17 protein-coding genes and 2 pseudogenes are annotated in these 15,322 nt (G+C 37.4%); 16 read left to right on the top strand and 3 right to left on the bottom strand.

Going from position 1 to position 15,322, the window contains the following annotated elements; all coding sequences use genetic code 11:
• The first annotated feature begins 308 nt into the window (after window positions 1–308).
• From BUB45_RS18735 to BUB45_RS18710, 10 genes and pseudogenes are all read left to right on the top strand, one after another.
• Window positions 309–638: a group-specific protein gene (locus tag BUB45_RS18735; protein ID WP_342068367.1), complete on the top strand. Its 330-nt coding sequence runs from the start codon at window positions 309–311 to the stop codon at window positions 636–638.
• A 274-nt stretch (window positions 639–912) separates the two neighbouring features.
• Window positions 913–1,770, top strand: coding sequence for an AraC family transcriptional regulator (locus BUB45_RS18730; protein ID WP_244527774.1), 858 nt, complete (start codon window positions 913–915; stop codon window positions 1,768–1,770).
• Between the two features lie 299 nt (window positions 1,771–2,069).
• Window positions 2,070–2,330 carry a helix-turn-helix transcriptional regulator gene (locus tag BUB45_RS18725; protein ID WP_280157621.1) on the top strand — a complete coding sequence of 87 codons (261 nt, stop codon included), beginning with the start codon at window positions 2,070–2,072 and terminating at the stop codon, window positions 2,328–2,330.
• A 132-nt stretch (window positions 2,331–2,462) separates the two neighbouring features.
• Window positions 2,463–2,591: a putative holin-like toxin gene (locus BUB45_RS20835; protein WP_367946653.1), complete on the top strand. Its 129-nt coding sequence runs from the start codon at window positions 2,463–2,465 to the stop codon at window positions 2,589–2,591.
• 280 nt (window positions 2,592–2,871) lie between these two features.
• A pseudogene (locus tag BUB45_RS20555) lies at window positions 2,872–3,022 on the top strand (amino acid permease); the annotation flags it as partial.
• Between the two features lie 80 nt (window positions 3,023–3,102).
• The gene (locus BUB45_RS20045; RefSeq protein WP_170861792.1) at window positions 3,103–3,264 is read left to right on the top strand and encodes a hypothetical protein; all 162 of its coding nucleotides are present in this window, start codon (window positions 3,103–3,105) and stop codon (window positions 3,262–3,264) included.
• A gap of 137 nt (window positions 3,265–3,401) precedes the next feature.
• Window positions 3,402–4,064, top strand: coding sequence for a histidine phosphatase family protein (locus BUB45_RS18720; RefSeq protein ID WP_084723836.1), 663 nt, complete (start codon window positions 3,402–3,404; stop codon window positions 4,062–4,064).
• Between the two features lie 199 nt (window positions 4,065–4,263).
• On the top strand, window positions 4,264–4,764 hold the full coding sequence (locus BUB45_RS18715; RefSeq protein ID WP_084723829.1) for a hypothetical protein: 501 nt from the start codon (window positions 4,264–4,266) through the stop codon (window positions 4,762–4,764).
• A complete protein-coding gene (locus BUB45_RS19460; protein WP_084723826.1) occupies window positions 4,736–5,011 on the top strand; it encodes a hypothetical protein in 276 nt (91 codons plus the stop codon). The genes BUB45_RS18715 and BUB45_RS19460 overlap by 29 nt, the downstream gene beginning before the upstream one ends.
• 152 nt (window positions 5,012–5,163) lie before the next feature.
• Window positions 5,164–5,937 carry a class I SAM-dependent methyltransferase gene (locus BUB45_RS18710; RefSeq protein ID WP_425303976.1) on the top strand — a complete coding sequence of 258 codons (774 nt, stop codon included), beginning with the start codon at window positions 5,164–5,166 and terminating at the stop codon, window positions 5,935–5,937.
• 168 nt (window positions 5,938–6,105) lie between these two features.
• Here BUB45_RS18710 and BUB45_RS18705 read toward each other — a convergent pair whose 3' ends face one another.
• Entirely contained in the window at window positions 6,106–6,612 is a 507-nt protein-coding gene (locus tag BUB45_RS18705) for a methylated-DNA--[protein]-cysteine S-methyltransferase (RefSeq protein ID WP_073013319.1), read from the bottom strand.
• 80 nt (window positions 6,613–6,692) lie between these two features.
• A complete protein-coding gene (locus BUB45_RS18700; RefSeq protein WP_073013317.1) occupies window positions 6,693–7,259 on the bottom strand; it encodes a bifunctional transcriptional activator/DNA repair enzyme AdaA in 567 nt (188 codons plus the stop codon).
• A 139-nt stretch (window positions 7,260–7,398) separates the two neighbouring features.
• Here BUB45_RS18700 and BUB45_RS18695 point away from each other — a divergent pair, with 139 nt between their 5' ends.
• The 5 genes from BUB45_RS18695 to bioD all read left to right on the top strand — a co-directional run bounded on the left by BUB45_RS18695 (window position 7,399) and on the right by bioD (window position 12,624).
• Window positions 7,399–8,307, top strand: a complete 909-nt coding sequence (locus tag BUB45_RS18695) for a DNA-3-methyladenine glycosylase family protein (protein ID WP_073013315.1) — start codon at window positions 7,399–7,401, stop codon at window positions 8,305–8,307.
• Window positions 8,308–8,622: 315 nt separating this feature from the next.
• On the top strand, window positions 8,623–9,408 hold the full coding sequence (bioW, locus tag BUB45_RS18690; RefSeq protein WP_139300209.1) for a 6-carboxyhexanoate--CoA ligase: 786 nt from the start codon (window positions 8,623–8,625) through the stop codon (window positions 9,406–9,408).
• Between the two features lie 3 nt (window positions 9,409–9,411).
• A complete protein-coding gene (bioA, locus tag BUB45_RS18685; protein WP_073013313.1) occupies window positions 9,412–10,758 on the top strand; it encodes an adenosylmethionine--8-amino-7-oxononanoate transaminase in 1,347 nt (448 codons plus the stop codon).
• On the top strand, window positions 10,748–11,920 hold the full coding sequence (bioF, locus tag BUB45_RS18680; protein WP_425303977.1) for an 8-amino-7-oxononanoate synthase: 1,173 nt from the start codon (window positions 10,748–10,750) through the stop codon (window positions 11,918–11,920). The genes bioA and bioF overlap by 11 nt, the downstream gene beginning before the upstream one ends.
• On the top strand, window positions 11,917–12,624 hold the full coding sequence (bioD, locus tag BUB45_RS18675; protein WP_073013310.1) for a dethiobiotin synthase: 708 nt from the start codon (window positions 11,917–11,919) through the stop codon (window positions 12,622–12,624). The genes bioF and bioD overlap by 4 nt, the downstream gene beginning before the upstream one ends.
• Before the next feature lie 321 nt (window positions 12,625–12,945).
• Here bioD and BUB45_RS18670 read toward each other — a convergent pair whose 3' ends face one another.
• On the bottom strand, window positions 12,946–14,433 hold the full coding sequence (locus BUB45_RS18670; protein WP_073013308.1) for a CapA family protein: 1,488 nt from the start codon (window positions 14,431–14,433) through the stop codon (window positions 12,946–12,948).
• 517 nt (window positions 14,434–14,950) lie between these two features.
• Here BUB45_RS18670 and BUB45_RS18665 point away from each other — a divergent pair.
• Window positions 14,951–15,322 (top strand): annotated as a pseudogene (locus BUB45_RS18665) (deaminase domain-containing protein); the annotation flags it as partial.

Below are 15,322 nucleotides of genomic sequence, written 5' to 3'. Positions count from 1 at the left end.
AGGTACGAAAGAAACTCCGATTCGTCGGACATCTAGGGCAGGAACTTCCCGAAGTAACGCTCATGGAGACGAAAGGTTGCTTTCGTCGTGGAAATGAGAAGCTCCCACTTCAAGCGAAGCTAAGTGGTGAGTAGTTCACAACCAGTTAATTTGTTAAACATAGAAAACTCATCCTTTCTAATATGTTATTATAAAAAGAAAAGTTAGAAATTACAGAAATGATTATCAATGGATAAAAAATAAATCTCCATCTCAAAGGGGTTACATTATTGATACGTATAACAGAGAAGAGAAAAAAGGGGGGACTAGTGAATTTTTATATTGCTTCAAGTTTTAAAAATATAGAAAGTGTACGTTATATTCGTGGTTTATTCATAAAGGATGGCCATGTACTAACATATGACTGGACAAAAAATGACAGGGCTTCGACAATTGAAGCTTTAAAATGTATAGGTCAAAAACAAAAAGATGCAGTGATTGCAGCGGATGTTATTATCGTCTTACTTCCTGCAGGAAAAGGAAGTCATATTGAAATGGGAATAGCATTAGGACGTAGGAAAAAATCTTTCTTTATTCACCAAATAAAGAAGTCAATAATTCTGCTACAACAAGCACATTCTATCATTTACCTGAAGTGAAGAAATGCTTTGGAACGTTGGATGAATTAGTAAGTATGGTGTTGGGATAAACTTATGAACGTTGTTGCAGGCAAGGTTCAGTGGCGGTCAGAGCACTTAACTCCCTCATTCGTCCAGAAACTTTAGGACTACAACAATTAGCGGCGATGAAAGAAAATCCAAAACCCCACTGCTTACCTTAGGTAGACTATCAATCTGTCAATACAAAGCACAGATGAACAGGAAGGAATGAATCCATTTCATTACAATGAATGTCGAGGAGGGAGAATGCTAGGTGAAAGAACTACAAAGGATGTTGGACAGTATAGAATTTATCAAACGTAATTTATCAAGTAATCTTCATATGGATGAGATTGCTTCAGTGGCTTGTATGTCTAAGTTTCATTTTCAACGAATGTTTCACATGTTAACTGGGTACACCCTGAATGCGTACATCCGTAATCGCCGAATTACTGTGGCTACCCAGGAGCTGATTAATTCGAAAGCAAAAGTAATTGATGTTGCGCTGAAATATGGATATGAGACTCCAGAATCTTTTACAAAAGCTTTTCGACGAATCCATGGTGTCAGTCCGATAAACGCTAGGAAAAATGTCCATCCTTTGAAAGCTTATCCCAAACTCTCTTTTCAAATTCAATTGAAGGGTGATGTAGAAATGGATTACAGAATGGTGAAAAAAGATGCTTTTGAGGTTGTAGGAAAAAGTATTCGTACGACAATTATTGGCGGAGAGAATCATCAAAAGATACCAGCCTTCTGGGACGAGTCAAATGCCAATGAATTTACTAACGAGCTTGCAAAGAGTTGTGGTTCTCTAGGAATCCTTGGAATTTGTATGGACTTTGATAAACAACAAGAAAATGTAACTTATCTAATTTGTACAGAAAAGAACATGGATCAAGTTCCTTCTGATTGGGAGATAAGAAAAATTCCTGCTGCGACTTGGGCTGTTTTTCCTGTCTATGGAGCCATGCCAGAAGCAATGCAAAAAACATGGGAGAGAATCTTTTCTGAATGGTTTCCTTCAACTGGATATGAGCATGCTGGTGGACCAGAAATGGAAGTATATTCAACTGATGATGACCCTTATTCAGAGGATCACTACAGTGAGGTATGGGTACCAATAAAGTAAAGCCAACTGTTTAATGGCTTATTAAATGATTGTTTTGATATGACAAAAATTAAATAGCAAAAAAAGCGAAGAACCTCCTCTTTTTAATTGCTAAAGTGATTAATAAGGGGAGGCGATTTATGTGAAGCGGACGATTGGGTTATACGAAGGAGTCGCTTTATATGTTGTTGCTGTATTAGGTTCAGTGCCGTTCAGATTTAAAGACAAAAAACTATGATCCTGTTCGCTCCATTGTAGAAGATACGAAAGAAATAATTGAAAATGATTATTGGAAAACCTATTACCTCCAAGACATAGCTTTGGAAGTGGGGGTTAGCAAGTTTCATTTAAATAGGGTTTTTAAGCACCATACTGGCTATACACCACGTACCTACTTAGAAAAAGTTAGAATTAACCATGCAAGACAATTGCTTCAGACTGCAAATTTAAATGGAATAGAAATTGGTTTTCAAGTAGGGTATCAGAGTACATCCAGCTTTTATAAAGCATTTCAACGTTGTAATGGTTGTACACCAAAGCAATTTCAAGTGGAATGTTTAAAAGCAAAGAAGTATAAATAGTAGAAAGGGTGACATATTGCGAATTATTAAAAACATTGGTTGAATAAATTCTCCGTCATACTGTTTCTAGTTTGAGGGAGGCGAGAATTTGGATGAAATGATATAATAGAAGAACAATAGTTTGATAAACTCATGGGCGGGTTGGCATTCATCTCCGATAGAAAGGAGGTGGTGCCAATGACAGTATTCGAAGCACTGATGATTGCATTGAACTTCGGAGTGCTGATTGTAGCTATGCTGTCATTTGACCAAAAAAAATAAGCCCCCCATTGAGTTAACGGCTCCAGTGGGTGCTTATTTTGAACCTATACAGCCAATCCCCCTTGCAGGGAATCATGCTATTGCATCAGATCGTCAGCGCTGACACGCTGGCGGTCATTTTATTATTGTATGTTGTTACCCTTATTATACCATAAATAATCAAAATTCAAACCATTAGCTTGATGCCTTGTTTAGGATTTTTAAATGGCAAGTATTTATTGATAGTTATGACAACGGTTACAGCGCCTGCATAAATTTATCTTGGTTAATGGGGAGTTTCATCAGTTTGCCTTTAGCTTATACTTTCGCATGTTTGGTACGTGAATATTCAGAGGCAGGTGATGCAGCAAAAATTTGTGAGGCGCCCTTTTGGATATCATTTTGGCAACATAATAGGCTGGTTCTATTTTGTCACGGCTGCTGTAGGTCAAAACCGTAGATAGAAAACAAATATACAAGAGATTTATTTCCAGCTTATCAATTATTTTCTACGTATTATCCAGAGAAAGAGATGCAGACGAAACAAGCTCTTACCTACGCTATTCATCCAGTAGAAAATCCTTATGAAATAGTTGATTTTTTAGAAGATATGGGTTCATGGATGATAAGAGAAGCTGAGAAGTGGTTGGAGATCCATAATCCACAAAAGCAACGACACTTAGCTATAGAGTGATAAGAATTATTGCTAATAGAATTGCTGATGTGGACGTATTTCGTTTCCAAATTATTTAATATTTTGCATCATAAGATAAATCTGAAAATAAACGCTATGATGAGGTGGAAAATATTAAAATGAATAGAGGCGATTGGATGGATAAAACAATTTACGTTATTAGGCATTGTGAAGCGGAAGGGCAAGCAGCTGACGCACCACTTACAGAAAGAGGGTGGTTGCAAGCGAAAGAATTAGCTGGCTTTCTATCAGAACGAAAGGTTGATCGAATTATTTCGAGTCCATTTTTACGAGCGATTCAATCGATAAAGCCATTTGCAGACATTAAGAATTTAGAAATTGAACAAGAAGAACGTTTAACGGAACGTGTACTGAGTTCTACCTTTTTTTCAGATTGGATGGATAAACTGAAAGCGACCTACGATAAACTTGATTTAAAGTATGAAGGCGGAGAAACGAGTAATGAAGCAATGAACCGCATTATATCAGTAGTCGAGGATATTGTGGAAAGTCATGCTACACATACAGTTATTGTTGCGCATGGCGGGATTATCTCTTTATTACTGCATTATTATGATCAAAGTTTTGGATTTGAGCAATGGAAAGAATTAAGTAATCCTGATGTGTATGAATTAAACATTTCAGATCAGGCTACTCGTTATACACGTTTATGGGATAATAGATTAGGGTGGATAGTATTATATTTTACCTGGTGGCGGGCAAAAATATGGAGAGAACCTTCATCTAGCATTAAAAAGAGAATGTACGGAAGAAGTCAACGCAGATATAGAAATTGGTAATCTCATATTTGTTCGGAAATACATGGGGAAAAATCATGAGCACTATGCATTTGATTTACATGTTATTTTAGCACTACTTTTAAAAGAAGTGCGTTCAATGAACAAAAAGGTTTAATAAATTGTTCTGTTGGAAAAAACGATAGACGACAAAAAATGTATAAAAAGTGATTGTAAATATTGTTCACAGGGAGATTTTAGAATGAAAATAGAAACAGTGACTTGTAAAGGTGTCAGTGAATGTAATGAAGATGCCGTCATCATCAATGATAATATTTCAGTCTATGGGGTAGCGGATGGCGCTTGCGATAGCTTTCTGGATGATTTTGCAAAGATAAACATGCAACTACAGACTAAAATGAAAGAATATTCGATTGACACATCAAAAAAAGAACAATTATGGGGGACAGCACTAGCTTTAGTAAAGATTTCTCCAAATAGGATAGACTTTATCCAAACAGGCGACTGTATGATTTTTGCCGTTTATGATAGTGGATTTGTAAGAGTGCTAACACGAGCGCAAACAGAGTTTTTAGAAGGAGTTGCCATAAATAAGTGGAAAGAGCTTATTGATAAAGGAATACATAAACAAAAAGATTTGAGGGAGGGTGTAGAAGACGTATTAATCTCCATTAGACAAAGAAGCAATACTTTTGCTGGCTATGGTGTGTTAAATGGCGAAAATGATGCAGTCGATTATTGAATTTGGGAAAATAAACAGAAACGGATTAAAGCATCTTGTGGTGGTTACCGATGGGTTTTTTCTTCCAAAAGAATGCGTATCTGAACAGGATTGTTATTGGGAGGTAATGATTAGCAAGATCCTTTCTAAAGGACTACAAGCATATGCAAATGATTTAATCGAGCTTGAGGCTAATGACCCGGAATGTGTAAGATATCCAAGATTTAAAATGTCAGATGATAAAACCGGGGTATGGATTACTTTTTAACACTATATGAAAGCATAAAAGTCTATAGGTTTATAGTATAAGAAAAACTACGCCATTCGCCATAAGACTTGGCGACAAACCAAGTTTTTCTAAAGTCAAGCTAGTTGACTACACGATAATGTGCAAAGGATGTACCAGTTTAGGTGAAATGAATGAGGGGGGGAAGTGTGTTGAAAAAGAACATTGGTGCCGAAGAAGCAATTAATAGATGGGATAGCTTTGCCAAATCGTATGCGGAAAATCATTCTGAACAAGGTGATTTACATAAAGAAGTGTTTTTAAACCCGACTTTATTCTCTTTATTGGGACCAGTTAATAACAAAAAGATTTTAGATGCTGGGTGTGGGGAAGGCTATTTTAGCAGACTGTTAGCAAAATCAAAAGCAAAAGTAACAGCTGTAGACTATTCCACAAAAATGCTAGAGTTGGCGAAACATAGAACACCGGTTGAATTACCGATTGAATATCACCACGGAAATTGCGAGGATTTGCATTTTTTAACAAATGCTAGTTTTGATATTATTGTTTCAAACATGGTGATGCAAGACCTTGCAAATATTGAAAAAGCGTTTCACGAGATGTATCGCTTATTAGTTGATGGAGGCACCTTTATTTTCTCTATTTTACATCCATGCTTTGTCACGCCAGCAAGTGGATGGGAAAAGGATCACCGTGGGAACAAATTACACTGGAATGTCGATCAATATTTTTATGAAGGGGTATATAAGCAAAGATTGGGTGATGATGAGAAAGTGTTGCTATTCCATCGGACTTTGACGACGTATATGAATACTTTACTTGGAATTGGTTTTGAATTAGAAAAAATAATAGAACCAAAACCATCTCAAGAAATGTTAAAAAAATATCCTTCTTTTGAAGAGGATTTTCGCTGTGCTGATTTTATTGTCTTTAAGTTGAAAAAATAAATACATCTCCCTTTTTTAGTGAAAAAGTAGGGCACTATAAAAAGGGAGTTTGCTTTCAGAAAAGAAAAATTTAAATCTTCTTAAGGAAAAACGGCAGCGTAATGATAAGCCAAGTTATGCAATTACATACCCACGTTCTTTTTAGAAAAAAATAACATGATGCAGTTATTATGTTTCTACACCTTTTTCAAATAATAATAGTCGCTCTTTCATATCTAAACCTCCGCGAAATCCTGTAAGGGCACCATCTTTTCCAATAACTCGATGGCAAGGAACGATGATGAAAATCGGATTTGCTCCAATCGCTGTTCCAACAGCGCGTACAGCCTTTGGTTTTTCGATAGATGTGGCAATATCAGAGTACGTGACCGTTTGTCCAAACGGAATCTGTTGCAATGCTTGCCAAACTTGTTGCTGAAAAGAGGTGCCATAAAGGTCGAGTTGAAGTTCGAAGTTCCTCCTGTTCCCGTTTAAATATTCTTGTAGTTCAGCTATATAGGAAATTAATGGCTGATCGTTTTCCTCCACCCTCTCGTGAGGGAATCGCTTCTGTAAAAACACTTCCATTTCATTCTCTGCTAAATGACGCGGGCCTAGGTAACACAATCCTTTTTCCGTTGCAGCTGCATAAAATTCCCATGTGTCATGTTTACAAGTTGTCCAATAAACGGTCATTACAACTCTCCTCCAATATAGATGTGGTTATAACTTGTCGTGAAGCTCGTTATTTTTCCGTTGGGAAGCAAGTCAAAATTTTAGTTTAATCCATTTGCTTTAAACGCTAATCGAAATTGTTTGGGTGTTTTCTCGGTGTATTGTTTAAATAGCGTAATAAAGTAAGGCGTGTTAGGAAAACCAACTTTCATACCTATTTCAGCAATGGAACTGTCTGTTTGTATTAAAAGCTTTTTTGCATGAGAAATGCGTAGTTGCTGTATATAATCAGTCGGTGATATTTTCATCATTTTTTTAAACGTTCGTTGCAAATAATAAGGGCTCCCATGACAATGATCCGCTAATCGTGCTAATGTCAATGGCTCAGCGTAATGCATATCAATAAACTGTTTTATTTGCAAAACCCATTCCTCATCAGGCATATGTTCGTCACATGGCTTGCAACGTTTACAGGGACGGTAACCTTCTGTCAACGCTTGCTGGGAATTTTGAAAGATACGAATAAATTCTTTTTTAGGATTTGGTGATTTACAAGAGGGGCGACAAAATATACCCGTTGAGCGAACACCGTATAGAAAGACAGCATCAAAAGCAGCGTCGTTTGTTATAATAGCGTGCCATTGCTCTTCTGATAGTGAACTTGTCATGTGTTTCACCTCGTTTCCTTATGCTTTTTATTATAACGGTTTTAAGCAAATAGGTGAATGGATGAGAAACAACGTGACAAGATAGTGAAACTTTTAGAGTGAAAGGTATGATACAACTAAAGTAAAGGGAGTGATTGCGATGTTAGTAGAAAAAGAATGGAGTATTGCGGTTCCTGAAGTGTTTCAATTTCAAGAAAATCTACATTATTTAGCTAATGCAAACCATGAATGCATGTATCAAGTGGTGAAAAATGAAATTATAAAAGCAATAAAGATAGATGATGTGGTTTTTTTAATGGTGTTGCGTGAAGCAACGAGTGGAGGATTGCTAGTTAAAGTTGTGAAAAGCTCGTGCGCTTTTTCTGAAGCATATCGCGATAAAATTACGACCTTTGTAAGTGAATGGTTCGATGTAAATACCAATTTAGCTGGTTTTTACAAAATCGCCTTGAAGGATCCTTATTTAAAGCGCCTTGTCCAAACTCATTATGGACTGCGGCTAATAGGAATTCCGAATTTCTTTGAAGCCATAAGTTGGGCAATTATCGGGCAACAAATTAACCTTTCCTTTGCGTATAAGTTAAAAAGAAGAATAGTAGAACGATATGGGACATCTGTTCAATGGAATGAGAGCTTGTTTTGGTTGTTTCCAACCCCGGAAGTGATTGCAAATATATCTGTGTCCGAATTAACTTCATTACAGCTATCTAAACGAAAAAGTGAATACATTATTGATATGGCACGTGCTATCGTTTGTAACGAAATATCTAAGGAGAAATTACTTGCTACAACTAGTTTAGAGGAAGCAGAAAAAATGCTGACAGCATATAGAGGGATTGGTTCTTGGACAGCCCATTATGTATTAATGCGATGTTTGCGTGTTCCTAATGCTTTTCCAATTGCTGACGTAGGATTGCAAAATGCAATCAAACAGGTGGTAGGATTAAAACAAAAGCCAACTAAAGAATATGTACGCGAAATAGGGACTAATTGGGCAAATTGGCAAGCCTACGCTACATTTTATTTATGGAGATCGCTTTATCCATAATGGATAGGGTGGAATACAAATGCTCTTCACTACTTTTGAAACTTTTTAATTCATTTGTTTTTTGGAAATTGTGCAAGGTTTAGTGTGTTTTTGCTAGCTCGGGGGCTATCGTATAAGCAAAAATGTACTGCTTTCGCCTTCAATAATTGGTGAAAGTTTTTGTTTTAATTTACAGCTTTCGAATAGAAAAACAATCGATTTTCATAAAGATTTGTCAAAAATCCAAGTTTTTCTTCACCTATTGACAGTTGGAAAAGGGGAGAATACAATTTAATTGTAAACCTAAAAATAAAAAGGTTAACAAATGGAGGTGAAATAGTAGTGGATAAACTATATAATTTGCGAATGAGGGCAGCTCAAGGTGGTAGTCATGAACAAGGGGGTACACATATTTCTGGCGGAGAGCGGATTACTTGTTTTTCTAATATTCAACAAGTTGCCATGTATTTATTAGAAAAGGGACTAACGCATTGCAAGGGAAGACCAGATTTTATGCAAATTCAATTAGAAAGTATTCCTGAGTCAGTAACATATGTACAACCTTTAGAGAGATGGGCGAATGTAGAAAGATTTGTGAAAGAAGGAGACACCTTTTTAAAAGAAGGAAAAACAGTTGCTTTTCAACTGTTAGAAATAATAGGGATCCCTAAAAAAGTGATAGACCGCGCGGTTGAAATTGTTTCGCAATATTCGTCTATGCGAGGAGCTGTTTTAATAGATGCCCATTCAGGTAAACGCTTGGATGATCGAGGAGAAAAAGGAGTTCGGGTGTCTAGATTAGATTGGTTGGGCAATGATTTTGAAAAATGGGCACGTTATTATCATGTTTCCGCTAATTCTAGAATAAGAGAAGCGCTTGCGCTAGCTGCGAAAGTAAATAATCATCCTGCTACTATTGCAGAACTATGCTGGTCAGATGATCCCGATTATACGACAGGTTACGTTGCTAGTAGAAAAATGGGCTATCAGCGTATTGAAAATATAAAAACGTACGGAGATGAACGGGGTTGTAGAATTTTCTTTGTGGACGGGCAGAAGGACATACGCTCATACATAAATTATTTGGAAAATCAACCAGTATTGATTACATGGGAGGGATAAGCATTGCAACAAGAACTAATAGAAAAAAGTAAAAAGCATTTATGGCTACCGTTTACACAAATGAAGGATTATGATCTTGACCCTTTAATTATTGAGGAAGGGCAAGGAGTAAAGGTGAAAGACATCTATGGCAAGGAATATTACGACGGTTTTTCTTCCGTTTGGTTAAATGTACACGGTCATCGCAAGCAGAAATTAGATGAGGCAATTAAACAACAACTTGAGAAAATTGCTCATTCTACCCTTTTAGGAATGACCAATGTGCCTGCAACAGAATTAGCAGAAGAGCTGGTTAAAGTCAGCCCTGAAAATCTAACGAGAGTTTTTTATTCAGACAGCGGCGCTACGGCGATGGAAATCGCACTTAAAATGGCTTTTCAATATTGGATAAATATCGGCAGACCAGAAAAGCAGAAGTTTATTGCCATGCAAAATGGTTACCATGGCGATACTATTGGCGCTGTGAGCGTTGGTTCAATCGACCTTTTTCATCATATTTATGGGCCGTTAATGTTTGAAAGCTATAAAGCACCAATCCCCTATGTGTATCGTTCTTCAAGTGGTGACCCTATACAATGCCGTGATGCATGTTTGTATGAGTTAGAACAGTTACTTATGGAAAAACATGCAGAAATTGCGGCGCTTTCTATCGAGTCTATGGTTCAAGGAGCTTCTGGAATGATTGTGATGCCAGATGGATTTTTAGCAGGCGTACGAGAGCTTTGTGATCAATATAATATCCTCATGATTGTAGATGAAGTTGCAACAGGTTTTGGACGGACAGGGAAAATGTTTGCCTGTGAACACGAACAAGTTCAACCAGATTTTATGGCGGTTGGAAAAGGTATAACAGGAGGTTATTTACCAATTGCTGCAACGCTAACGACAGAGGATATTTATCAAGCTTTTTATGATGATTATAACCAAATGAAGACTTTTTTCCATGGGCATTCGTATACAGGAAACCAGCTTGGATGTGCAGTTGCCCTCGAAAATGTAAAATTATTTAAGGAAGAGCAAATCGTTGAAAGTGTAGCCACTAAAGCAAAAGAGATGGGGAAAATCCTTCAACAACTGTATGCACTTCCAACGGTAGGCGATGTGAGGCAGCTTGGCTTTATGTGCGGGATAGAACTCGTGGCTAATCAGGAGACAAGGGAGCCATTTCCTCCTGAAAAAAGAGTCGGTTACCTCGTATCTTTAAAAATGAGGGATCTGGGTATGTTGACAAGACCAATTGGAAATACCATCGTTTTTATGCCACCGCTCGCTACTACCGTAGAAGAAATAGAAGCAATGGTTGGCATTATGAAAGCTGCGATTCATGAGGTGAGTCATGTTGTCGTTTGACGACAAGTTGCATAACAGAGTGAAAGAAATGCAAGAAAATGCGTTGTATCGTACGCTTCGAACGATGGAAGCGGCATCGCGATCGGCAAGGATAGTAGATGGGGAAAAGAAAATAATCTTCTCCTCTAATGATTATTTAGGGCTGGCAAATGATAAACGGTTGATTCATGCAACGATAGAGGCATTGCAACAGTTTGGTGTTGGGAGTAGTGGTTCAAGACTAACGACGGGTAACACGTATTGGCATGAGAAGTTGGAAAAAAAGATAGCAACATTTAAGCAAACAGAGGCTGCACGATTATTTTCTAGCGGTTATTTAGCGAATATAGGTGTTTTATCTGCCTTAGCTGAAGCAGAGGACGTTATCTTAAGTGATCAATATAATCATGCTAGTATCATAGATGGTTGTCGTTTATCCAAAGCCAAAACGTGTATTTACCGCCATGTGGACATGGAAGATTTGGAAAGAAAATTAGCTGCTACCACAAAATACAAACAGCGATTTATTGTAACGGACGGCGTTTTTAGCATGGATGGTTCGATTGCACCCCTTGATCGCATGATGGAGCTTGCAGATCATTATCACGCATATGTTATTGTCGATGACGCCCATGCAACTGGGGTGCTAGGGCAAAGCGGAAGAGGGACAAGTGCGTATTTTGGTATCGTGCCAGATGTAGTAATTGGCACATGTAGTAAAGCAATTGGGACAGAAGGTGGATTTGTTGCTGGCTCTAGTACATTGGTGGATTTCTTAATGAACTATGCTAGGACGTTTATTTTTCAAACTGCACTTTCTCCTGCCATTTGTGCAGCTACATATACAGCAATAGAGCTGATAGAGCAGGATGCAAGCAGGCGTGAGCATCTTCACTACAATATTAGAAAGGTGAAGGAAGGATTAAATGATATGGGATACGCTGTGAAAGGAGATCATACAGCAATTATTCCTGTCATTATAGGTGAGCAACAATTAGCGCTTGAATTCGCGAAAGAGTTAGAGGAAAAAGGAATCTATGCGCCGGCAATTCGTCCGCCAACAGTGCCTAATGGAGAAAGCCGTATTCGACTTACTGTAACCGCAAGTCATTCTATGAAAGAGATAGATGATGTATTACATGCTTTTTATATAATTGGAAAAAAGTGGGGCGTCCTTAGATGAAAGGGATATTTATAACCGGAACTGATACCGATGTTGGCAAAACAGTTATAGCTAGTGGAATTGCAGCAACTTTAAAGGAAAAGAAACTGGATGTGGGGGTATTTAAGCCGTTATTAAGTGGGATTTCACGTAATCATGCAAATAGTGATACGAGTTTGTTAAAACATATGTCGCAAACATCTTTAACTCATGCGGAAATTACGCCATATGAATTTAGTCAACCTCTCGCACCATCTGTGGCAGCACAACTGGAAGATAAAGAAATTTGTATGCAAGCTGTGTTAGACCATTGGGAAAAAATAAAAGATAGACACGATTTTTTTATCGTGGAAGGGGCAGGAGGTATTTCCGTACCTTTAGGAAAGGACTTTTTAGTTAGTGATTTAGCAATTGCTTTAAAGCTTCCCATTCTTATTGTGGCTAGACCAAATCTTGGAACGGTAAATCATACTTATTTAACGGTTTACTATGCAAAACAGGTAGGGATACCAATTGTAGGAATTGTAATAAATGGGAAGAGTAATCAGCCTAATATAGATGAGATAACCAATCCAAAGCTTATGGAAGATATGTGTGGGGTTCCTGTTCTAGGAGTGACTCCTAAGTTGAAAAAAATTACAGAACGTGGTGTGCAACATATGGTTGATACATCTTTAGATATCGAAGTATTGCTACGCCGTTTAACGGAAATTAGTCCTGTGTAATCTATGCTCCATAGAAAAAGGTGCGATATAAGAGTCCAATAAAATATACTTGTTTGGCTTATTTACACACAATAGGAAAACCTGAAATTTAAGTCTTAAAACGAAGGATGCCACCACAAAAATTTGGTGATCATCCTTCGTTGGAAAAATTGCTGCCTCAAAATATGTTGCTTTCCTGCGAGCTATATCAGCTTCCTCAGAAAGCAAAGATCGCTTTCTTTGTCTTCGTGGTCCTCGAAGGAGTCTACATAATTTGACTTTGCTTGAACTAGCGTAACCCTAATCATATGTCCTAAACGCTTATTCGCTGTATGTTGCTATTTACATGTCCAGAAATGGATCAAAATAATCATATTCCGTAACACCATTTGGAATAATGCTGCTAATTCTAACCAACTCGTCAACAATGTCCTTCGCATCTTTTCCAAATACTGGAAGTGGTTGGTAATTATTTTCTGTTTCGCTATCATTGGAATTTTCTAACGTTGGAACAATGCGTAGTCCTTTTGTGATAACTGCATTATTTTCTTTGGCAAAGGTAAGCCGGAAAATCGCTGTTTGTCGAGATTTTAATGTTGGATCAGCACCAAAAGCATAATCTCCCATGCTGTAAATGATATATTTGCCATTGTATTTTTCAACGCTTTGTAAACGATGGGGGTGGTGACCAATAATAATATCTGCTCCTGCATCAATGATGGCATGTCCAAATTTTGTTTGATACGTAGCAGGTGTTTCCATATATTCTATTCCCCAATGCATATTCACAATGACTAGATTATCTTCTTTTTTATATGTTTGCACGTCTTGAATAATATGTTGTAAGTATGAGTCCGTGGACTTTCTATATCGATAATCGTAGCCTAGGAATACTGTTTCCATACCGTTGATGTTTTTAGTAAGTGGCATATCTTCATTAAACACAGCAACATCATGCTTCTTAAAAGCTTCCAACGTATCTTCATATCCAGCTTCAAAATAATCCATTGTATGGTTGTTTGCTAGATTCGCTGCTTCAACGCCGCTAGCTGGCAAAAAAGCTGCATAGGTAGGATGACTTTTTATACGCCATTTTTTATCTTGTGCCTCCGTTTCTGTCGTAAAAGCACTTTCCGCATTAATCACGGTATAATCATCAGAGTGAAACCAAGGCAGGCTGTTTTTAAAAACGTATTGGTTGTCGCCGTTCTTCTTTTTAAAAACCGTATCAAATTGTAAATGGTTAGGAGCCTCAGGATAAGTACCGAAAGAAGTATCCCCTACCATGCTCAGCGTTATTTGCCCTTCTTTCTGTTGTCCTTGTTCATAATTGGCAGCTGCAGCATAAAACCAATGGTATGGATCAATTTCTTCCATGTCTAAGGACGGATGGGTTTCTTTTAGGTTTTCTAATGCAGTTAAGTATGCCGGATATACTTTTCCTAATGCTTTTTCTTCTGTTTTTGGTTCTCGATAGGAAGAAATCGCTTTCAAGCAGATTGTTAGTTGTTGCCAATAACCTTCTAACACTTCATCATTCACTTTGGTTTGCTCAGATTGTGTAATAAACTGGCTTAGTTCTTCTGTTGCTTCCGGGGAAGCGCCTGATGATGCTACGTGCTTTAAAACGTCCTCTGCCTGCTCGGTTAGTTCTTTCACGGAGTCTTTTGTTAGCATGGGTAGATTCTGTTCTGCTTCTTTTTTTGCCTCTGATGGCGAACTATCTCCTCCTGTAATGGAGAAAATGATAGTGCCTATACCAAGCAATATGACGGCAAGGAGCACCCATGCTCTCTTCTTTAATTTTCTTCGCCTTCTTTTTCTATTCATCTTTTACCTCCAACTAACTAGAATATTTAGTATGTTTTTATATAAAACTAGATTACTAGTTTTAAACGTAGATGATCGAATTTTATCAAATAAAATATTACCTATGTAAAGGAGGCCGTTATTCCTAGTGCTATTTTACCTTATTCTTCGTCATGATGCACAATCACATCTTATCGTAAAGTAAAATAGAAAAACAAAATGTAGCATGATAGTTCCGTTGTTTTCATTTATCTTAAGCCCTAACCGTTTGTTTTTTGAGGGCGTGGTAAATGCGTGGATAAAATGAAGGGAGCGCATCCTCGTTTTCATTTAACACCATCTCTCGTAACTATAACTGAAACTAGTGACAGAAAATGGTGTTTTTCAGTTTTAAGTAGTAAAAACCACCTATATAAAAACAAGGAAAAAGACGCATGGTGTATGGGTTATTTTACCATTAGAATTTATATAGAGGAAGAAAACTGAAATGTCTTAAAAGCAAGGGGATTTAAAAAGGGAGGGAGAAGGGGGATAGTTTGTGAAGCGTGACTTACAAATTAATTATGGGGTTTTAGATGATATTATAGGTGAACTTCGGGCATATAAGTGTGCTTTAGAAAAAATGGACGATTCACTTAATAAAGTGAGTACCTTTGTGCAAACAAATGAGGGGAAAAGTGTTGAAGCATGGGATCAGAACATAAACACCTCGAAAGAAAAAATTGCTAATTATGAAACACAGATCAATGACCTTTTATCCCTGTTTGAAAATTATGTAACAGACACGACGAGATATATCTCACCGATTTCAAGAAATACGATGATGCGTGTGGATCGTAATGATATTTGGGCGAATTTAAAGCAAATAGAGGGCGGTATAACGAATAATGTGTTTAAGGCATTAAACAAA

The sequence above is a fragment of the Virgibacillus chiguensis genome, assembly GCF_900129865.1.
Classification (GTDB): Bacteria; Bacillota; Bacilli; order Bacillales; family Amphibacillaceae; genus Virgibacillus; species Virgibacillus chiguensis.
Note: the sequence above shows the minus strand (reverse complement) of the source record. Positions and strands in the feature narration are given on the sequence as shown.